Origin of the sequence: Desulfovibrio inopinatus DSM 10711, from assembly GCF_000429305.1 — a bacterium.
Lineage (GTDB): Bacteria > Desulfobacterota > Desulfovibrionia > Desulfovibrionales > Desulfovibrionaceae > Alteridesulfovibrio > Alteridesulfovibrio inopinatus.
The window spans coordinates 26,638-45,636 of record NZ_AUBP01000021.1 but is presented as its reverse complement, the minus strand read 5'-3'; the positions used below and the strand labels follow the sequence as shown (position 1 = coordinate 45,636).

The 18,999-nt window shown below is 49.6% G+C and carries 18 protein-coding genes; 11 read left to right on the top strand and 7 right to left on the bottom strand.

Annotation, left to right across the window (positions count from 1 at the left end):
* The first annotated feature begins 3 nt into the window (after positions 1-3).
* The 4 genes from G451_RS0113310 (at position 4) to G451_RS0113295 (ending at position 3,443) form a co-directional block, all read left to right on the top strand.
* Positions 4-1,080: a branched-chain amino acid ABC transporter permease gene (locus tag G451_RS0113310; RefSeq protein WP_027184644.1), complete on the top strand. Its 1,077-nt coding sequence runs from the start codon at positions 4-6 to the stop codon at positions 1,078-1,080.
* Positions 1,081-1,089: 9 nt separating this feature from the next.
* Positions 1,090-1,857 carry an ABC transporter ATP-binding protein gene (locus G451_RS0113305; protein WP_027184643.1) on the top strand — a complete coding sequence of 256 codons (768 nt, stop codon included), beginning with the start codon at positions 1,090-1,092 and terminating at the stop codon, positions 1,855-1,857.
* Positions 1,857-2,588 carry an ABC transporter ATP-binding protein gene (locus tag G451_RS0113300; RefSeq protein WP_027184642.1) on the top strand — a complete coding sequence of 244 codons (732 nt, stop codon included), beginning with the start codon at positions 1,857-1,859 and terminating at the stop codon, positions 2,586-2,588. Before G451_RS0113305 ends, G451_RS0113300 begins: the two co-directional genes overlap by 1 nt.
* Before the next feature lie 249 nt (positions 2,589-2,837).
* Entirely contained in the window at positions 2,838-3,443 is a 606-nt protein-coding gene (locus tag G451_RS0113295; protein WP_027184641.1) for a MarC family protein, read from the top strand.
* Positions 3,444-3,626: 183 nt separating this feature from the next.
* Here G451_RS0113295 and G451_RS0113290 read toward each other — a convergent pair whose 3' ends face one another.
* On the bottom strand, positions 3,627-4,337 hold the full coding sequence (locus G451_RS0113290; RefSeq protein WP_027184640.1) for a protein phosphatase CheZ: 711 nt from the start codon (positions 4,335-4,337) through the stop codon (positions 3,627-3,629).
* A 122-nt stretch (positions 4,338-4,459) separates the two neighbouring features.
* Positions 4,460-5,317, bottom strand: a complete 858-nt coding sequence (locus G451_RS32805; RefSeq protein ID WP_169727878.1) for a diguanylate cyclase domain-containing protein — start codon at positions 5,315-5,317, stop codon at positions 4,460-4,462.
* Positions 5,318-5,583: 266 nt separating this feature from the next.
* Here G451_RS32805 and G451_RS0113280 point away from each other — a divergent pair, with 266 nt between their 5' ends.
* On the top strand, positions 5,584-5,826 hold the full coding sequence (locus G451_RS0113280) for a GlsB/YeaQ/YmgE family stress response membrane protein (protein ID WP_027184639.1): 243 nt from the start codon (positions 5,584-5,586) through the stop codon (positions 5,824-5,826).
* A gap of 9 nt (positions 5,827-5,835) precedes the next feature.
* Here the strand turns inward: G451_RS0113280 and G451_RS0113275 are convergent, their stop codons facing one another.
* Both G451_RS0113275 and G451_RS29360 read right to left on the bottom strand, forming a co-directional pair.
* Entirely contained in the window at positions 5,836-8,037 is a 2,202-nt protein-coding gene (locus tag G451_RS0113275; protein ID WP_211236351.1) for a response regulator, read from the bottom strand.
* Positions 8,038-8,218: 181 nt separating this feature from the next.
* Entirely contained in the window at positions 8,219-9,865 is a 1,647-nt protein-coding gene (locus G451_RS29360) for a Na/Pi cotransporter family protein (protein ID WP_051261478.1), read from the bottom strand.
* Between the two features lie 132 nt (positions 9,866-9,997).
* Between G451_RS29360 and G451_RS29355 the strand changes: the two genes are divergently transcribed.
* The 4 genes from G451_RS29355 to G451_RS0113245 all read left to right on the top strand — a co-directional run bounded on the left by G451_RS29355 (position 9,998) and on the right by G451_RS0113245 (position 12,079).
* On the top strand, positions 9,998-10,492 hold the full coding sequence (locus tag G451_RS29355) for a Spy/CpxP family protein refolding chaperone (protein ID WP_051261477.1): 495 nt from the start codon (positions 9,998-10,000) through the stop codon (positions 10,490-10,492).
* Positions 10,493-10,635: 143 nt separating this feature from the next.
* Entirely contained in the window at positions 10,636-11,217 is a 582-nt protein-coding gene (locus G451_RS0113255; RefSeq protein ID WP_034642235.1) for an RNA polymerase sigma factor, read from the top strand.
* A 94-nt stretch (positions 11,218-11,311) separates the two neighbouring features.
* Positions 11,312-11,629, top strand: coding sequence for a hypothetical protein (locus G451_RS0113250; RefSeq protein ID WP_027184635.1), 318 nt, complete (start codon positions 11,312-11,314; stop codon positions 11,627-11,629).
* A 12-nt stretch (positions 11,630-11,641) separates the two neighbouring features.
* Positions 11,642-12,079: a hypothetical protein gene (locus tag G451_RS0113245; RefSeq protein ID WP_027184634.1), complete on the top strand. Its 438-nt coding sequence runs from the start codon at positions 11,642-11,644 to the stop codon at positions 12,077-12,079.
* Between the two features lie 169 nt (positions 12,080-12,248).
* Here the strand turns inward: G451_RS0113245 and G451_RS0113240 are convergent, their stop codons facing one another.
* Positions 12,249-12,530, bottom strand: coding sequence for a hypothetical protein (locus tag G451_RS0113240; protein ID WP_027184633.1), 282 nt, complete (start codon positions 12,528-12,530; stop codon positions 12,249-12,251).
* A 372-nt stretch (positions 12,531-12,902) separates the two neighbouring features.
* Here G451_RS0113240 and G451_RS0113230 point away from each other — a divergent pair, with 372 nt between their 5' ends.
* Together G451_RS0113230 and G451_RS0113225 are read left to right on the top strand one after the other, a co-directional pair.
* Positions 12,903-14,390: a B12-binding domain-containing radical SAM protein gene (locus G451_RS0113230; RefSeq protein WP_245587820.1), complete on the top strand. Its 1,488-nt coding sequence runs from the start codon at positions 12,903-12,905 to the stop codon at positions 14,388-14,390.
* A gap of 3 nt (positions 14,391-14,393) precedes the next feature.
* A complete protein-coding gene (locus tag G451_RS0113225; protein WP_027184631.1) occupies positions 14,394-15,377 on the top strand; it encodes a glycosyltransferase family 2 protein in 984 nt (327 codons plus the stop codon).
* A 21-nt stretch (positions 15,378-15,398) separates the two neighbouring features.
* Here G451_RS0113225 and G451_RS0113220 read toward each other — a convergent pair whose 3' ends face one another.
* On the bottom strand, positions 15,399-16,988 hold the full coding sequence (locus G451_RS0113220; protein ID WP_027184630.1) for a hydantoinase B/oxoprolinase family protein: 1,590 nt from the start codon (positions 16,986-16,988) through the stop codon (positions 15,399-15,401).
* A 12-nt stretch (positions 16,989-17,000) separates the two neighbouring features.
* Complete coding sequence (locus G451_RS0113215) at positions 17,001-18,989, bottom strand: hydantoinase/oxoprolinase family protein (protein ID WP_027184629.1); 1,989 nt, start codon at positions 18,987-18,989, stop codon at positions 17,001-17,003.
* Positions 18,990-18,999: the final 10 nt, after the last annotated feature.

The following is an 18,999-nucleotide window of genomic DNA, read 5'->3' as shown; positions in this document are numbered from 1 at the left end:
ACCATGAGAAAGCTCACTGTTCCTATTCTATTGACCATGTTGCTAGTTGGTCTCGGTTGGATCTCCTACAACGAAGACCTGAACCTATACTGGCAATCCGTTATCATGTTTATGGGCATCAATATTATGATGTCGTCCAGCCTCAACATCGTCAACGGCTACATGGGCGAATTTGCCTGTGGTCACGCCGGTTTCATGGCAGTTGGGGCATATGTATCATCAATTCTTTCGGTCTGGTTGTTTGCCAATGATCGAGTCCTTGGCGCTGCAGTATTACCGCCGGAATCTTCAGTGTTTCTGTTTCCGGTCGTATTACTCATTGGCGGAATTGTTGCGTCGTTTTTTGGCCTCCTCGTCGCCATCCCCTCTTTCAAAACTCGCGGCGACTATTTGGCCATCATCACTATTGCAGCCAACTATATCGTCAAAAGCACCATTGAAAACGTTGACGCGGTCGGGGGTGCACGCGGCTTCATGGGCATGGGGAAAGTCATTTCAGCGATGGAGAAGGTGGCTGAAATCCCATGGATGATGATATGGGTGTTTGTTGGCACGATATTCACCATCGTCATCATTCGCCGATTTGTCACCTCTACGTACGGTAAAGGCATCATCGCCATCAATCAGGATGAAATCGCAGCTGAAATCATGAGTGTGAACACGAACAAAATGAAAATTATCGCGTTCATGCTCTCTGCAGGCTTGGCAGGCATGGCCGGCGCCCTGTTTGCGCACGTACTGGGTTACGTCAACCCCGGCTCCTTCACCATTATGAAGTCCACAGAGGCTCTCGTTATGGTCTATCTCGGCGGTATGGGATCACTGACAGGCTCGGTCCTTTCGGCGATTCTCTTTACGGTCATGATGGAAGGCTTTCGGTTTGTTTTCCCGGTGCTCAACGACTCTTTGCACTATATCAATCTGCTTCCCGACGGGTACGACATTACTCAAGTATGGAAGTGGGTGCTCATCCCGCTCCTGCTTGTTTTGCTTATGCAATTTCGTCCCGAGGGCATCATGGGCAACCGGGAATTGTCCGATATCTTTCCCAAGCTCAAACGCTTCTATTCCTTCAAGTAAGGACTCATCATGGCGCTTTTGGAAGTTACCAAGCTCACGCAATACTTCGGTGGCCTACAAGCCGTTTCGGATTTCAATATATCCTTTGAGGGACGCGAACTCATGGCCCTCATCGGTCCGAATGGCGCGGGCAAAACCACGGTTTTCAACCTCGTCAGTGGATTTTATAAACCATCTGCCGGGTCTATCGTCTTCAATGGCACACATCTCGGAAACCTCAAGCCGCATAAAGTCACCACCCTTGGCATGGCCCGCACCTTCCAGAACATTCGTCTCTGGCACGATATGACGGTTCTGGACAATATTCGAATATCACAGCACTTCAACCTGGGATATGGGCTGCTCGATTGTTTCTCACGTAGTAAACGCTACATGAAGCGTGAAAAAGCTATCGAAGATTGGGCCATGGAAATTCTCGACGCTCTGGATTTGGCAGACGTGGCTCATGATTTTCCGAAAAACCTGCCGTACGGCGTCCAACGTCGTATCGAGATCGCTCGTGCGCTCTCGACCAAACCCAAACTGTTGCTTCTTGACGAACCCGCAGCCGGTCTCAACTCGGCCGATGTGGAAGGGCTCATCCGGCTGATCCGATGGATTCACGAAAAATTTTCTATCGCCATCTGGATGATCGAACACCAAATGGACGTCGTCATGAGCTTATGCTCCTGGATCAAGGTGATCGACTTTGGTTCTACCATTGCCGAAGGAACCCCCGAAGACATCCAGCAAAACCCGGACGTCATTAAAGCTTACCTGGGAGACGATACGATCTGATGCTGCTCCAAGTTGAAAATCTCTACGTCAAGTATGGCAATATCGAGGCGCTGCATGGCATCTCTTTCAATGTTAATGAAGGAGAAATTGTGACGCTTATCGGTTCCAACGGAGCCGGAAAGACAACATCGTTGCACACCATCATGCGTTTGCCTCCTCCGGAAGCTCCCAAAGTCGTTTCTGGAAACATCCGGTTCAAAGGACAAAGCATCCTTAAAACTGAACCTCATGACGTCGTTCGCAACCTCCATGTGGCCCTTGTTCCGGAAGGACGACATATTTTCGGCAACTTGTCCGTCATGGAAAATCTGACTTTGGCGACGTATGCCCGTAAGGACTCGACGGAAGACATCCAGCGCGATCTGGATTTTGTTTTTTCGCTGTTTCCGCGATTAGCCGAGCGCAGAAAACAACGCTCCGAATCACTGTCGGGTGGGGAACAACAAATGCTTGCCATGGGGCGGGCATTGATGTCCAAGTGCACATTCATTCTCCTTGATGAGCCATCAATGGGGTTAGCGCCACTGCTCGTCTATGAAATGTTTCGGACATTAAAGAAACTAAATGAAGAAGCCGGCATGACCATTCTTCTTGTTGAACAAAATGCGAACCTCGCCCTCAAGTTCTCACATCGCGGTTATGTCCTCGATACCGGCGAAATCCTCACGCAAGGCACGTCGGAAGAATTGATGAACGATCCAATCGTGAAAAAAGCCTACCTCGGTGGCTGATACAAAACATATCGACACTGCATCATCAAACAATGCCCGGAACTTTTCCGGGCATTGTTTTTTTTGAAGAACAAACGATACAAAGAAAACATGCTCTTTTGCTCTCCCATTCTTTCGTGCTACAGACACGGGAGGACTCCGGAGTGCCAAACACACAGGCTCCAGCTGGAATGCCATAGCACGACGAGTGTAGGTGAATTCTATATTCAAGAGAAAGCTACCCACCGTGAGACGCCTTAAAGAAAAATTATGAAAGAATATACTCAGGCTGTTGTAACAATTCTGGCTCTGATCAACCCTTTGGTATGTACAGAGATCTTTACACGTATTGCTGGGCATTTGCCTCGAAAAGATAGAATCAAGGAAGCCGTGAAAGCAACCGCGGCAATAGGTATTGTACTCTTTGCTTCATCCTTTTTTGGAATGGCGATTCTTTCAGCATTTGGGGTTTCAATTATTGCGTTTTCGTGTGCAGGTGGCGGTATTCTTGTTTGGATCGGAGCGAGTATGTTGATACCAAAGTCAAACGACACGACGAATATCCCTTCGACGGAACACAAGAGCGTATCGCTCACCCCCCTCATCCTCTTTGCAGCCAGTCCCGGGACGATTACAGCCGTCATCACCATTGCTGCAGCGCATAACAAACAATTTTTGCCGGTAACTGCCATAACCGGAGTTGCTGTTTCTCTTGTTGTTTTGGGGGCTGCGTTGCTGTTGGCAGCTAAATTTTCGAAGGGAGAGCGTCGAAGAACTGGAATGCAAAAAATGATTTCAAGCTATATGGGAGTACTCATCATCGCGATGGGAATACAATTCATGCTTACCGGAATCAGTAAATTCATCAATAAATAAACGATATAGAACCTGGAACAGACGCAAAGAATTTTTTTCCACTTCTTCACGCACAGGTGTCGTCCACATTGACCATCTCACGTATGAATTGAAAAACGACGGGGCAAAAACAAAAGGAAATAATCAAGGCCCCAATTTGATGTGGCTGGAGATAGCCATGGGATGCCGATCAGGGCAAACATTTCAGGCTGAATTGAGTTGTGCCAGAATCTCATCAACATCGTTTTGTGAAACTTTCCTACTCACTTCTTCTTGAAGCTTTTCAAGATGTTCGTCTGGTGCCATTTCTTTTGCTTTGATGATCATACCCGTGGACATATACAAATCCTGAATCATTTCACGGACTTTCCCAACAGAAGAAATGACACGTTTAATTCGCTGACCGGTCAAATCCTGAAAACTCAGGGTCGTCAATATTTCAATCATATCGTTATTCAACACATTGCACGATTGGAGAAGGGCCGCTCGGAGATTTTCATCTTCTATGGATTTAAGAGTCGTCGTGATGTTTTCAAGTACCTGAAGATTACTTTCCACGATATCCATAATGCGAAAGGTCGCCTTTTCCGTCGCTTGGATGATTTCGTCGAGCCGATCAGTCACGTCTTTAATCATGGAGCCTGCCTGCTCCACATTCTCCATATCACCTTCACCGACACCGAGCGCCATCCCCTGGATATTGGATACCTCTCGATAAATGGTACTCAATTTCTCCATAATGCCCTCATTGAGGCGTTTGAAGAAATGATTCTCCTCAATATTCGTACTTGTTATGAGCAACGCTTCTTCACGAAGTCCTTCGCGAAGTGATTGCTTAATAACCAGACCGAGTGAATCCGATACCTTCTCGATAAGGAATTCAAGATCAGCGTTGTTTGTGGGGTCAACGGACATGGAGCTTCCTTACGGTGATTACAAAAGGCAAAACAGTTTTAGGCAACCGGACCATCCACCACCAGAAGGCGGTATCCGGCAAGCGACGCGGTAAGAGTTTTTTTTGCAGAACCACATTGTATTCAAGAAAAAATATCGCCCTCACCAAAAAAAGCATACCCATTTTTGCCTGATTTTTTTGCCAAATACATGGCATCATCAGCTTTCTTTAAAAGACCTTCCGGGTCATCGTCATGCGTGGGACATACAGCAACGCCCAAACTTGCACTTACTCCAATCAAATGTTCGCCCCATTGTAAAGGCTGTGTTATTGCCTTGATGAGACGATTGGCTGTTAATCCGGCATGCAAACCATTTTTGAGTTCATTGAGCAGTATAATAAACTCATCACCACCGATGCGAGCGACCATATCACAATCTCGAATGGTTTCCTGCAATGTTTGCGCGACGCTTACAAGTACGAAGTCTCCACATTCGTGGCCGTATGTATCATTGATTGGCTTGAATTCGTCGAGGTCAATAAAGACGACAGCCATAAAAAGATTGTTTAGCTTTGCCTGGGCTATGGACTGCTTGAGGCGATCAGTCAGTTGTGCTCTGTTCGGCAGACCAGTCAAAGGGTCATGGAGTGCCTGGTGCTCCATCTCTCGATCGGCCGGCATGTCCTGCATAGGTCTCATTACAAAAAGCCTATGACGCTTATTATGGATCAGACACGCTTTGATCGCCACAGGAAGCAGACGCCCATCACATAATCGTATGTTGGACGTAACATAAATCTTGTCGGCAGCATGAAGCTGCGTTTCCAAATCACGCAAAGCTTCTGGGCCAATAATATCTTCAAAAAATACGTCGGACCCTATTTTACACATATAGCCAGTCAGGTTGCCAAATGCTTCATTGGCAAAAACTATAATTCCCCTTTCATCAATAAGACAAATTGGGTCAAAAGAGAGGTCTAGAAGCGTATCCAGAAGCATATCCCGCCCGACCATGAAAAGATTGTTCTTCTTCTCTTTTACAAAGGAAAAGAAGAGCGTCGTCCATCAACTTGTATCAATACCGTTCTGTTCACTAATACGTCGAACCAACTCTTTCAGCAAGCCCGGTTTTTCCCAACCATTAAGTTCTTCGACAATACATCAAAACAATTGCGATTTCATCTCGAAACCTTGCCGAATTCATGCTAGCAACGATTCTGACGCAAGGCTTATTCCCTTGCTCATCCAAAACGAAAGGAGACAATATGGGTATTCTGGGTTTTCTTCTCATCGGTATTGTAGCTGGCTGGCTTGCGGGAAAGCTCATGCGCGGGGGCGGTTTTGGCCTTGTGGGCAATATGATTGTCGGTATTATCGGTGCTCTGATCGGTGGATTCCTCTTTGGAATTTTGGGTCTTAAAGCGAGCGGACTCATTGGCTCTTTGGTGACGGCAACTGTCGGGGCCATCGTTTTGCTCTTTCTTATCAGTATGATGCGAAAAAGATAACACTCGATATCATTCGTGCCGACTGTGAAACGCGGGAGATGCGTCAGCAAAACCATATGCCGTCAATGAACTATGTATTGCCTGGTGCAACTGCGCAGTGACTTCATGTGTCCCATTTCGGCCTATAGAGTGGGAAGAAATAATTTTTGATGCAATCTCCCGCACCCTTTCCATACCCAACAGTGCGGCGAGTTCGTTAATATGCTGCACGGCCTCGACAAGCTCTCCCCTGTCACCGGACAATACTGCATTTTCAGCACGTTTTTCCCATTGCACAAAATGAGAAACAACCATCCTGGCTATACTGAAATCGATGGGATCCTCACCAAGGGTCTCATCGATTTTCTTTGTAAGAGTATGCCCAAGTTCGGTCTCATGAAGTTCATGCTTTTCCAAAGCCGCTTTGAATGTCTCAACATCAAAGGGCTTTGAAAGAATGACGTCAAAACCGGCTGCAAGGATATCCTGGCATTCCTCTTTCTCACTCGCTGTCAGGGCCATTACGGGAAGGTTCGGAGCAACACCCTGCACACCGCCTGCCCGGATCGTTCGAACCACTTCACGTCCATCTAAACCAGGCATGGAAATATCGAGTAGTACAGCTTGAAACGTCGTTTGTCCCAGTTTTTCAAGCGCATCATTTCCATCAACCGCTTCAATAACTTCAAACCCTGCCTCCTCAAGAAAACGGGAGGCAAAACGCCTGTTCATGGTGTCATCATCGGCAAGAAGAATGCGTCGATGCGATTCAACATTTTGAATATCTTCCTCTTGGACGCTTTCGGGTTGCAACAGGAACGGAAGATCAGCATAGCAAGATGTCCCACCACTCGTATCGCTTTCAAGCCAGAACTCTCCTGCTAATGCATGCGCTAAACAAAGAGCCGCATTGATCCACAAGCCCGGTCGACTCGGTCCCCCGAGCTCTGCGCACGCTGCATCACGCTTCTCAACCATCCCTTTCCCTGGATCGCTTACCACGAACAATATATTCACACGTGTTGCGACGTCTCCTTGCATTTTGGGTTTGGATGGAGAAAGACGCACCCCCATCTCTATCTGCCCTTTTTCCGTATATGCTATGGCGTTGTGTAAAACCAACAAGAGAAGACGACACAATAAAATATCCTGGCCGTATACGGTTCCCGGAATATCAGGGGCAAAATCAAGTTGCATCCAGAGACCTTGCGCCTCGGTGGAAGGAAGAACCATCTCGACAAGTTCCCCAACCAAAGAGGACAACATGATAGGTTGACTTTGAGCATCCGGGGAGCATGTGCCATATGGCGTCAAAGCTTGCAGAGGTTCAAGCTCATCCGCAATCTTCCGACACTCTTCAAGACAGTGCTGCATATAAATGCTTTTCAATGCATCATCTTCACAATGATCCAAGAGATACGTTGCACCACGAAACGCAACAAACGGACGATCTAGACGCTTTGCAGTTTCGCAAATTGAAATCCGGGCATAGTGATCTATTTGTGCAATACTCAAAGGAGGCTCGGAGGCAAATGCGGCGACGTTTCCCTCCGAACTGGAAATGATCTGACTGATATCACGAAATACGACGACTCGAAGCGTGCTCTCCTGGCTTTCGGGGTTCAAGACATGTATTTCAAAACGACGGCCATCAACCATTGTCCAGGACGTGCGCGTATCTTCTTGAGCATTCGCTTGCAATTGACGACGGAGCAACACAAGAAAGTCATCAGACTCAACGACTTTCCTGGACATGGCATCAAGAACTTTTTCCGCATCTCGAGTCTTCAAAAGATAGTCAGGCAAACTCCAGTAGGATGCAAAGGTCGATCCCGTATCAAGAAGTTCTTCTTCGTTAATAAAGACCATGACATTCGGACCGATATAATCAAGCAGCAAGCTCACGGTTTGACGCATACTCCGCGCTTTCGCTCTGGAGAGTGACACGTTGCGTATTGTGATCGCCCCAGGCTTCCATCGTGAATGGAAAGCTGCCCGCTCTGTAGCATCACTATTCGATCGTCTTAACAGGTATACGACAAAAACAGTTCCTCCAATCCCAATTAAACAGCCGATCAGCAACATTATTTCAAGAGAAATTGCTGGTTCTCCTGGATTTTCGGCCGCCATGGCTATCCTCGGCAAGGCAACCATCAAAGAGACGGATATCCATCGTTGATATCGATAAAACAATGCCCTGGACAAACGAACCGGGAGGGAGATGTCAGGCATGATCATCCTTTTTTTTAAAGTTCTGAATGACTCAGACATCCCTACCAACTTGTCAAGTCGTGCTCCGAGCAAAGCAAGATAAATAATACGAAACCGGACACATCTTTGGAGCGGAGCGATAACTCCAACCACAACAGAGCGCAGGCTTCCGCGCAAACATGCCCCCTCCAAAAACAAAAAATTATTCCGTCCATTCTTGCGTAGAAAGAGTGCCTTCGAATTGTTTGCGCAACCGGGAAAGCACATTCCCCCCTTTCACCGTTTGATTGAGCATCCGTCGAACCTTGCTCATAAAATCGAGGTAACCAACCATATCGTCAATACGAATTCGCCCCCCCGAACCGGCTTCCAAAAAAGACTGTTTCAAACTTTTATACCGGTTGTCAAAAGAACGATAGTGGTATTTAATTTCGGAAACCGCATATCCTTCGTGCATCGCATCGGCCTCAATCAATATAACCCTTGCCTTTTCGCGGAGCAGATCAAGTTTATCCTGCAAGGGATCATAGGGCAATGGGGGAAGTGCGGCTTCAATACGTTCTGCATCTATTGCTGCTTCGGCTGCCGCATTATAATATCGAGCAGCAAGTAAAATACGAGCAAGATCAGTAGAAGTCTCCAAAGCCATCCCTTCGTTGCTCACATGGGCAGCAAACCGCCCAATGGCATGTTGGAGTTTTCTGAGAATGTCTAAATTTCGCTCCATTTCCGAGCACGGCTTGGCGACACAATGCAATGTGGTCAAGCAAACGCGCCGTGCAAGCTCGCCAAGCCGCCCAACCTCCTTAACCAGTGCATCGGTAGCAAGGGCCGGAGTACGCATAATGTTGGCATCAAGGTAACGTGCCCGTGATTCGTCTTCATCATGCGAGCGAAAACGATTTTCAAAAAAGTGTACCAGCCGACGAGTAAATGGGGTGAGTAAACACACTCCCAGAACGTTAAAGAAAGTGTGAAAAATAGCTAAGATTGTCGTTGGCGCCGGATGTGCCCCAATGAAAGCTGTCGCGGATGAAAACACGGACATAAAAAGGGGCAAAATAAAAAACGCGACGATTCCTGTTAAAAAATTAAAGCTGACATGGAACGCCGCAACACGTTTCGCATTCGAGGTTGCTCCCAAAACAGCCACAGCAGCGGTCGATGTCGTCCCGACATTTGCGCCGATGACGGCGGCTGCGGCGGTCGTCAACGAAACCACCCCTCCGGCCGTGGCCGTCAAAATAAGCGCAATGGACGCGCTCGAGGATTGCATCATGGTGGTCAATACAAATCCGACCAAACAATACATCGCTCGACCGGCCATCCCTTGTGAAACAATAACGGAAAAATTCAATCCAGTGCCGAGACCATGTAGCGTCGATTCCATGATTTGAATCCCCAGGAAAAATAAGCCAAATCCAGCAAGAGCTTCACCAAGCCCTGCTCTGCGGGTAATTTTCCCTGTAAGCCACAGGGCGGTCCCGACAATGATCAATGGCAAAGCAAACATATCGACGTCTACTTTGAGCCCAAGAGATGCGACAATCCACGCGGTTGTCGTCGTGCCGACATTGGAGCCATACACAACCCAAATGGCCCTGAATAACGACATGAGTCCGGCATTGACAAAACCGATGACGGCCACGGTGATAGCACCCGACGATTGGACCACTGCAGTCACCAAGAAACCGGAAAACAACCCCCAAGCCGGTGTCTTCGTCCAAGACTTAAGCAGACTCCTCAATACATTACCACCAGCTAGCTTGAGTCCGTCTGTCATGAGTTTCATACCAAGTAAAATAAGCCCCACTCCACCCAAAATCGTAATTATCATATCGAAATTCATAGCTTTTATCCTTACTCAACTCCCCCAGAGGGTAAAGTAAAAAAACGTAACCCGTTTTGTCGTCGTGGCGACGTAGGAGGTAAGCCTGAGAAGACAGGTAATTTCAGCATATCCATAAAGGAGTAATGTGCTATGACAAAAAAATTGACGACACTCGTTCTTACCGGACTTCTTATCCTTTCTTCTGTTAGCCTCGCTTTTGCCCGTCCTGGCGGCCCCGGAGGACCTGGCGGAGAAGCCGGAATTGTCCGCATGATCATGCGTCTCGATTTGACCACTGAACAAAAACAATCCGTAGCCTCCATTCTCAAAGCGCAACGAGAAACCGGAGAAGCAAAAATCGTAGCTTTCCGCGACGCTATGAAAGCACTGCATGACACGAGCACGACCGATACCTTCAACGAAGAAGCGGTCCGTAAGGCATACACCAACGTCTCGAAGACAGGCGAAGAGTTGGCCATCATGCGAGCCCGTGTTTATGCCGAAGTCATGTCTGTACTGACTCCGCAACAACGAGAAACCCTGTCCAAGGAACGCAAGGAAATGGCCGAAAAGGGGAAATATCGCATCAAAAAACACATGAGTTTGCTTGATGAATGGATCGACAAGTACACCTCACAACAATAACCCGTGATGCAATGTGGTCGGGACACCGGCTCCCGGCCACGCATCATTGCGTAACGCATTCACCCGATGTATTGAATCAGGAATTGCACAAAAAAATTACTTCGAGAGTAATCGCCTCGGACAAGAATTAGGATGCCATAACCTTGCCGCCAAAACAAATTGACGAAGCCACTCTGGTGCAAAGCGCGCAAAATGGAGATGCTGCAGCCTTTACCGAGCTCGTCAAGAGCAACCAGCAGCACGTTGCTGCCGTTTGTGCAGGACATGTTCCCTTTGACAAGGTTGAAGAAGTGGCCCAGGAAGCCTTTGTCAGAGCGTATCAGTCACTGAATCGGTTTCGTGGGGATGCACCGTTCCGCAACTGGCTCTCGGTTCTTGCTGTCCGTTCTTGTCATGATTATTGGCGTAAATCATATCGTAATAAAGAGCATCCTGCGAGTACGCTGGGAAGTGACGATGAACATTTTCTCGAACGTATAGCCGATACGGGACCGACACTGGAAGAAGAGGCTGAAAAGCGGCAAGCCATTCGATTACTGCATTACGCTCTTGACGGTCTTTCACCAACTGACAGAATGGTCGTTACGCTAACGCACCTTGAAGAGTACACCGTAGCCGAAACAGCAAAAATACTGGATTTGAGTGTCGCAAATGTTAAAGTCCGTGCGTTTAGGGCCAGAAAAAAATTACGAAAATTACTTGCCGAACTTGATCCAGCGGCATGAAGACTTCACGAATGTCCAGTACACGAGTCTGTAAGAACTCCATGCTCCATCACAGAGCAGCATGGAAGATAATGCAAGATGGAGGAAGGCGCACATGAAAACACAAACAAAACGCACTGACAATATTGAGAGGACTTTGCGCCTTGTCTATTCCAACCCGGCTGTACCAGAACTTTCACCGGCGTTTGCGTCCAAAGTCCTCGCCGAAGCCGGTCGACGCGCAGGAGCCAATCTCCAGAACGGGTTTGCTCGTGCCTTTGAACGGATAAGTCTTCATTTCGCAGCGGCATCGGGCTTGGCCGCCACAGCATTCCTCGCCTATTTTTACATTGCGGGTCAGGTCTATGACCCCATTACTATGGCTTTTGCCGATGACGCCGGCCGGCTGAGCCTGCAGCTTCTCGGCTTGTAAGGAGATTTTGACATGAAACGTTGGAAAATGTGGGCTGCCATCTCTGCCGTCTTTCTTTCCGGTGCCATCATCGGTGCTGTCGCGGCAAGCCTCTTCATCGGACACCGCATTGAATCCGTCATCCGAGGGGAACAGGATTTCATCGTGACGATGACCTTGCGTCGGCTCGACACCACTCTTGATCTCACCCGTGAAGAACGAGAAAAAATTGCCCCCATTGTCAAAGATGCTGCTCGCAAGATGCATGATTTGCGACGTGAACAACGTCCAAAAGTCACGGCCATTGTCGAAGATGCGGCGGAAAAAATTAAAAAAGTCTTGCCCCCGGAAAAATCCGCGGCTGTTGATGATTTCGTTAAAAAATTCAAACAGCACAAATTACGTCCACCCCGAGGGCATCTTCCCGGCTTGCCCCCCCCACCGCCACCTCCGCTGCCGAGAGAGGAGTAGCTGTTCTGGAGGGCGTCACAAAAGAAGCAGATCGATACACATCGCACATCGTCAAAAACCGTATGAGGCATATTCCAATAGTCGGCTGAGGAGGATTGATACTTCTCAGCCGAAATCTTTTATACAAAGATTCAACACCCCTCTCCTCGTCTGTTACTCGATATGATGCTCATGGAGACGACATCGGCAAGAGAACATCAATAAAAAGCAAGTAGAGCCCGTAAAGACAGGCAACGCCGCCAAGAACGCTCGAAATAACCATAAGGGATGAGTTTGCATATGCCATAAACAAATCGTTCTTCGAATTATCCGTTGTTTTACCAACGTCCTTTTCCTCCTCTTTGAGCGCCCTCCCAAAACGAACAAGAAAGCTCACCCAAAACAACAAACTTCCGAACGTAATCCATAATGCCCATGCGTATAAGTGCAAGAATTCACCGGAATTGTTCATTTCATCTCCAATTTGGGATACGATGCGCCATCAATTTTTGCCCAACTTTGCCCATCAATATATACGTGAGACAAAAAGGATACGAGATGGTTCACAAAGACCCCCTCAAAGCGTATGAAGTGGGCAACCATAGGGAAACAGAATAGTCGACGTTGGAGGCTTGATTTCATCACGTTCCTCTAAAAAAAATCAGCGTGTTCAAAAAACAAAAGAACCGTCGTGTACGTGTTTTGGGAGCATTCTCGCTCCTTTGCCGAATCCAACACGAATGTGGTACAGAAGCGCCAGCAATTTGTTAAGTTTTTTTCCCTTTCGTATTTAGGCTATTCTCGGTATAGGCGCAAAACGTCCTATTCTTGTATCACGAATTGTATGGATACCATTACTATGAATGTACTTGTTCTTAATGCCCCGTATTTTCCTCGATTCTCCCGGCCGCAACGAAGCCCGGCCGTCACCAAAAGTGGAACCATTTATTACCCCATTTGGTTAGCGTATGCCGTTGGCGTTCTCGAACACGACAACTTCAACGTTACTTTTCTCGATGCGCCGGCTCAAGATCTCGAAATGCGCGATGTGCTCGATGCCGTCCGACAAACGTCACCGTCACTCGTTGTCATGGATGTCGCGACACCAAGTATCGACAACGACTTGGCCGTTGCGGCCGATATACGCCTTCTCGCGCCAGACACGACTATTCTCACGGTCGGAACACACGTTTCGGCACTCCCTGAAGACACCCTCACACGATCCGACGTTGTCGATGCGGTGGCCAGACGTGAATACGAAATGACGGTGCTCGATCTTGCCCGTGCGATTCGGACACACAAAGGCAAGCCCCCGGATGATGTCCTGGCCAGTATTCTGGGCCTGTCGTATCGTACGAATGATGGCACGATTGCCCACAACGAGGACCGGCCGTTTATTGAAGACCTCGATACACTCCCCTGGGTGAGCCGGGTCTACAAAAAACATCTGCGTATTGAAGACTATTTCAATCCCAATGCCATTCCTCCCATGGTGACGCTGATCACAAGTCGGGGATGTCCGTTCCGGTGTAGTTTTTGTGTCTATCCCCAAACATTGACCGGTCGAAAATACCGATTTCGCAGTTTAAGCGACGTGGTCACGGAAATTCGCTATGTCAAACAGGAATTTCCCCACGTTAAATCCATCTTTTTTGAAGATGATACGCTGACGGCGAATAAAAAACGCTGCATGGCGTTTTCACGAGAGTTGATTCGACAAAATCTTAACATTTCGTGGACCGCCAACTCTCGGGTCGATCTCGATTATGAAACCATGGCCTTAATGAAGCGCGCCGGGTGTCGTATGCTCTGCGTCGGGTTTGAAAGTGGCGACCCCAAGATACTGCGCGGCATGAAAAAAGGCATCCGCCGTGAACGCATGTTTCAATTTATGCGTGACGCTAAAAAAGCGGGGATTCTCATCCACGGCTGCTTCATTTTCGGATTTCCCGGAGAAACGCGCGAAAGTATTGAACGCACCATCGACTTGTCCATTCAACTCGATCCAGACACCGTCCAATATTATCCGGTTATGGTCTACCCCGGCACCGAAGCCTATGACGAATATCTTGAGAAAGAATGGATCACTGTTGACGATTTCAGTCGTTGGCTGACGCCGGACGGTTTACATAACTGTGTGGTACGCAACGAAAATCTGACTCCGGAAGAATTGGTCCGACTCTGCGACCGTGCTCGCCGACGCTTTTATCTGCGTCCCGAATACATGGGGAAAAAGTTTCTCCAGGTGTTGACCGATTCGTATGAAATGCGCCGCACATTCAAAGCGAGTCGCACATTCATCAAACATCTCATCTTCGGATCAAAGGTCTGAACAATGCCATCGTCTTCCCTTGCCCTGTCGGTTGTTATTCCGGCATACAATGCCGCCGCGACTCTGCCGGATCTCCTTGAGGCCTTGGCGAAGCAAACGGTACCGGCGTCGGACTTCGAAGTCCTCATTGTGGACGACGGTTCCACCGATGCCACGGCTGAAATCGCCCACAGGGCCGGGGTGCGAGTCATTTCACAGCAGAATCAAGGACCGGCATCCGCCCGCAATCACGGGGCCCGCGAAGCTCATGGGAAGATTGTTGTATTCACGGATTCGGATTGCGCTCCTGACCCGGGCTGGCTCGCCGCTATGGCGGCCCCATTCGATGATCCGGAAGTTATGGGGGTACAGGGAGCGTATCGCACTGAACAGACCGCTTTGGCCGCCCGATTCGCCCAACTTGAATTCGAAGATCGATACGATCTTATGCGGTGCTACCCGACCATCGATCTCGTGGCCACGTATGCAGCGGCGTTCCCTCGTGCAATTTTTCTCCGTATGGGGGGCTTCGACACGAGCTTTCCCAAAGCGAACAACGAAGATACGGAGTTCTCCTATCGCCTTGTCGCGGCCGGCTACAAACTCGTCTTTGCCGATGGAGCCATTGTGCGTCACCTCCATCCCGATACCGTCATGGAGTACCTGCGCATCAAATTCTCCCGAGCCTATTGGCGACTCATCGTCTATCGACGATACCCAGAAAAAGCCGTGAAGGACCGCTACACCACCAAAATGGTAAAGCTTCAGACCTTAGCCGCTGCTGCTGCTATCGGCGCACTTGTCCTCTCTCCACTTGCTCCGGAGCTGTTTTGTGCAAGCCTGGTTCTCTTTGCTGGCATCATGGCCTCAGCCACGCCCCTCGCGAAACGTGCCCAGGCTGACGCTCCCCTGGCACGCGCCTGCTTTCCACTCGTCCTCGGCCGCAGCATCGTGTTCGCTGTTGGCTCCCTTTGGGCCGTCTTCGATATGCTCCGAAAAAAGCGTTAGCCATCTCCACGTCAATGCACGCTATGCCTTCTCCCCCGGTTCGAGCGTCCCCCATCCACCACCACCAGGTGTTTCCAGACACAAGCGATCTCCCTTTCGTGCCAAGACATGAAACTTTCCGGGCATCTCTTTGGGCGTTCCCTGCTGGACAAGACGATTCCGACCGGGCTTGCCTGCTTGGCCTCCAGCCAAACCATAGGCACCATGAATGCGTCGCTCGGATTGTACGGTAATTTCAGCATCATCAAGCAGCTCGATTTCGCGAATCATACCGTCTCCCCCCGGATTTTTCCCGGTCCCTCCCGAGTCTGGACGCACGGAGACTCGTGTCACACGAAAGGGATAGGCATATTCCAAAGCCTCAACGGGCGTATTGAGGGTGTTCGTCATGTGAGAATGCACGGCTGACGCGCCTGACGAATGGGCTGACGCCCCCATCCCCCCACCGATGGTTTCATAATAGGAAAAGGGCACTTTTTTTCCCGGGCGGGTATCGATCCCCCCAATGATGACATTGTTCATCGTTCCCTGGCTGGCCGCAGGGATACGCGTCGGAGCAGCCGTGGACAACGCACCAAGAATGACATCGACGAGCCGCTGCGACGTTTCCACATTGCCACACGCCACAGCCGCCGGAAACGTGGCATCGACGAGTGAACCGGGGCGTGTCTGCACGGTCAGTGGACGCATAATACCGGCATTCGTCGGGATATCGGCGTCGACAAGACAGCGAAAGACATAGAGTACCGCCGACAACGTAATAGCCTTCACCGCATTGACCGACCCACGAACCTGGTCACCAGAGTCAGTGAAATCCAAGGTGACTTCATCCGCGGCAATGTGCATTCGTAAACGGATAGGTATATCCGTCGCGCCTTGCCCATCGTCATCCAGCACGTCCTCAAAGGTGTATGTTCCGTTGGGTAATGCAGAAATAGCTTGGCGCGTCATGGTCTCGGCATAGTCGATGAGCCGGGCTGCGTAGAACTGTACGGTCTCGCGACCATATTTCTCAAGCAGTGCAGCGGTTCGAGCAACACCCGTCGTATTGGCCATAACTTGCGCCGAAAAATCTCCTTGGCGTTCGTTCGGTGTTCGCACGTTATCGAGAAAAAACCGCATAAGATCCGTATCGATTGTCCCATGCTTCACAATGCGAACCGGAGGGATGATAATCCCTTCCTGAAAGAGCGAGGTCGATAAGGGGAGTGATCCTGGCGACATTCCTCCGACATCAGCATGATGCGCCCGGTTGGCTACATAAAAAGCGGGCGTCTCCGTGTTGTTTGCAAACACCGGCGCAACCAGCGTGATGTCGGGAAGATGTGTTCCCCCTTTGTAAGGATCATTCAGCATGACCATATCACCCGGTTCCATCGGACATTCGGCAATCGCGGCTTTGACGGAAAGCGGCATGGAGCCGAGGTGAACAGGAATATGCGCCGCCTGCGCTACCATATCGCCGGCAGCATCGAAAATGGCGCAGGACAAGTCGCGACGTTCTTTGATGTTGGGAGAAAACGCCGTCCGAATGAGCGCCATCCCCATTTCTTCGGCAATAGCCGAAAATCGATTTTTAAAGACTTCAAGCAGAATGGGATTCGTTTCCATGAGCGCCTCGACTTACGAAAAGGTGAAAAGCAGGTTGCCAAACGAGTCCATTATTCCCTGGGCTCCAGGCGGGACGACCAGTGTGGAACTGTATTCAACGAGAATCGCCGGTCCATCGATCCGGTTTCCCGGCAGTAACTGTTCACGATCGTAAATTCGTACGGCATGCCGAACTCCATCGAACACAGCCTCTCCCGTATCAAGAATGGCATTCTCATCAGGTTTTGGGGCGCCACGTTCACGCTCGAGAAATGTCGGTTTGTCCGGAACACCACGGGCTCGCAATCGAACATTGACGATTTCCATAGGTTTCCCGGGGTTGGTGTATCCATAACGGCTCTCATGCAGGCTCTCGAATGCTGCACCCACATCGCACCCTTCGGTATATGGAATCAAAATTTCAAACGACTGTCCCTGATACCGCATATCGAGAATCTTTTCGATGACGACACCATCAAGGTCAAAGCCTTCTCGGCCCAAGTCGTATTGGCCACGTCGGACCAAAGGAGCGAATGCCGCGTTGATGTCGGCATGCGCTGTTGTAGCCACATCAAACATCACCGTATGGGAATAATCTTTGATCACATCGGCCAAAACCATCCCCACGGCCGAGAGGATGCCGGGATTGTTCGGGATAAGCACTTCGGGCATGGCAAGGAGTTGCGCCAGGAAAAGGCAATGCATGCCTCCGGCACCACCAAACGAAAACAAGGTGAATTCACGTGGATCAAGACCGCGTTCAACACTGATCACTCGAATGGCGCGTTCCATATTCGCATTGGCCACGTCGAGAATGCCTTCAGCCAATGCCATCGGTTCCATTCCCGCTTTGGCAGCCAGCGCTTTCATGGCTTCGTCAACGGCTGCCGTATCAAGCACCATGTCACCACCAAGGAAATGGTCGGGGATAAGACGTCCCAAGTAGACATTGGCGTCGGTAACGGTGAGTTCGCGTCCTTTGCCATAACAAATCGGTCCTGGATCGGCACCGGCGCTTTCCGGTCCGACAACCAACGCTCCGCCCGCATCAAGGCGGGCAATGGAGCCGCCTCCGGCTCCCACCGTATGAATGTCGATCATAGGAGCCTTGACCGGATATCCGGAGATACTGGCTTCCAACGTCAATCGAGGCGCACCGTCAATTAACGAAACATCGGTGGACGTCCCTCCCATATCGAAGGTGATCAATTGGTTTCTCCCAGCCAATCGCCCCATCTCCAAAGCCCCGACAACGCCACCGGCTGGACCAGACAAAATGGTCCGAACCGATTGTTGCATAGCGGTTTCCGCTGAAATGGACCCACCATTGGATTGCATGACACGCAAAACATCGTTCGACAGAAAAGACTGGAGCCGCGTCAGATAGCGTGACATTTTCGGTGAAACATACGCATTGACCACTGTTGTCGAAGTGCGCTCGAACTCTCGAAATTCTCGGACGATTTCATGGGAGAGCGACACGGGAAGATCAAGCGGTGCCAAGAGTTCCCGCATGCGAAGTTCATGGCGAGGGTTAGCGAAAGAAAACAACAGACAGACTGCCACCGATTCCACACCAAGCGATGCGATCTGTGTCGCCACCCGCTCGGCAGTCGCATCGTCAAACGGCTCAATTTCTTCCCCATGGCAATCTATACGCCCAGGAATCCCGAAGCAGTATTCTGGCGGAACAATATGCGGTTGCTTACAGTATTGGAGATCATAAAGACGGCTCCGGTTCTGTCTGCCAATTCGGATAATATCTTCAAACCCAGCTGTCGTAATGAGCGCAGTAGGAACTCCTTTACGCTCCAATATCGCATTGGTAGAGACGGTCGACCCATGTGTGACCTGACGTTCCGTGTGGGTCTCCAGGCGTGATGCAATATGCTCAAGTCCATCAAGCACCGCCTGAGAGGGGTCAGAGGGCGTGGACAAGGTTTTATAAATACCCCATTCGCTGCCGTTTTTATAAATAAAATCGGTAAATGTTCCTCCAGTATCGACGCCGATAATATGCATGAACGTATTC

What these genes read in the sequence shown, in the direction of transcription:
- G451_RS29355 (WP_051261477.1), top strand. Translation starts at nt 9,998, where the DNA reads ATGACAAAAAAATTGACGACACTCGTTCTTACCGGACTTCTTATCCTT.
- G451_RS0113250 (WP_027184635.1), top strand. Translation starts at nt 11,312, where the DNA reads ATGAAAACACAAACAAAACGCACTGACAATATTGAGAGGACTTTGCGC.
- G451_RS0113290 (WP_027184640.1), bottom strand. Translation starts at nt 4,337, where the DNA reads ATGTCCGTTGACCCCACAAACAACGCTGATCTTGAATTCCTTATCGAG.
- G451_RS0113300 (WP_027184642.1), top strand. Translation starts at nt 1,857, where the DNA reads ATGCTGCTCCAAGTTGAAAATCTCTACGTCAAGTATGGCAATATCGAG.
- G451_RS0113280 (WP_027184639.1), top strand. Translation starts at nt 5,584, where the DNA reads ATGGGTATTCTGGGTTTTCTTCTCATCGGTATTGTAGCTGGCTGGCTT.
- G451_RS0113215 (WP_027184629.1), bottom strand. Translation starts at nt 18,989, where the DNA reads ATGCATATTATCGGCGTCGATACTGGAGGAACATTTACCGATTTTATT.
- G451_RS0113295 (WP_027184641.1), top strand. Translation starts at nt 2,838, where the DNA reads ATGAAAGAATATACTCAGGCTGTTGTAACAATTCTGGCTCTGATCAAC.
- G451_RS29360 (WP_051261478.1), bottom strand. Translation starts at nt 9,865, where the DNA reads ATGAATTTCGATATGATAATTACGATTTTGGGTGGAGTGGGGCTTATT.
- G451_RS0113245 (WP_027184634.1), top strand. Translation starts at nt 11,642, where the DNA reads ATGAAACGTTGGAAAATGTGGGCTGCCATCTCTGCCGTCTTTCTTTCC.
- G451_RS0113305 (WP_027184643.1), top strand. Translation starts at nt 1,090, where the DNA reads ATGGCGCTTTTGGAAGTTACCAAGCTCACGCAATACTTCGGTGGCCTA.
- G451_RS0113310 (WP_027184644.1), top strand. Translation starts at nt 4, where the DNA reads ATGAGAAAGCTCACTGTTCCTATTCTATTGACCATGTTGCTAGTTGGT.
- G451_RS0113230 (WP_245587820.1), top strand. Translation starts at nt 12,903, where the DNA reads ATGGATACCATTACTATGAATGTACTTGTTCTTAATGCCCCGTATTTT.
- G451_RS0113225 (WP_027184631.1), top strand. Translation starts at nt 14,394, where the DNA reads ATGCCATCGTCTTCCCTTGCCCTGTCGGTTGTTATTCCGGCATACAAT.
- G451_RS0113240 (WP_027184633.1), bottom strand. Translation starts at nt 12,530, where the DNA reads ATGAACAATTCCGGTGAATTCTTGCACTTATACGCATGGGCATTATGG.
- G451_RS32805 (WP_169727878.1), bottom strand. Translation starts at nt 5,317, where the DNA reads ATGCTTCTGGATACGCTTCTAGACCTCTCTTTTGACCCAATTTGTCTT.
- G451_RS0113220 (WP_027184630.1), bottom strand. Translation starts at nt 16,988, where the DNA reads ATGGAAACGAATCCCATTCTGCTTGAAGTCTTTAAAAATCGATTTTCG.
- G451_RS0113275 (WP_211236351.1), bottom strand. Translation starts at nt 8,037, where the DNA reads ATGCCTGACATCTCCCTCCCGGTTCGTTTGTCCAGGGCATTGTTTTAT.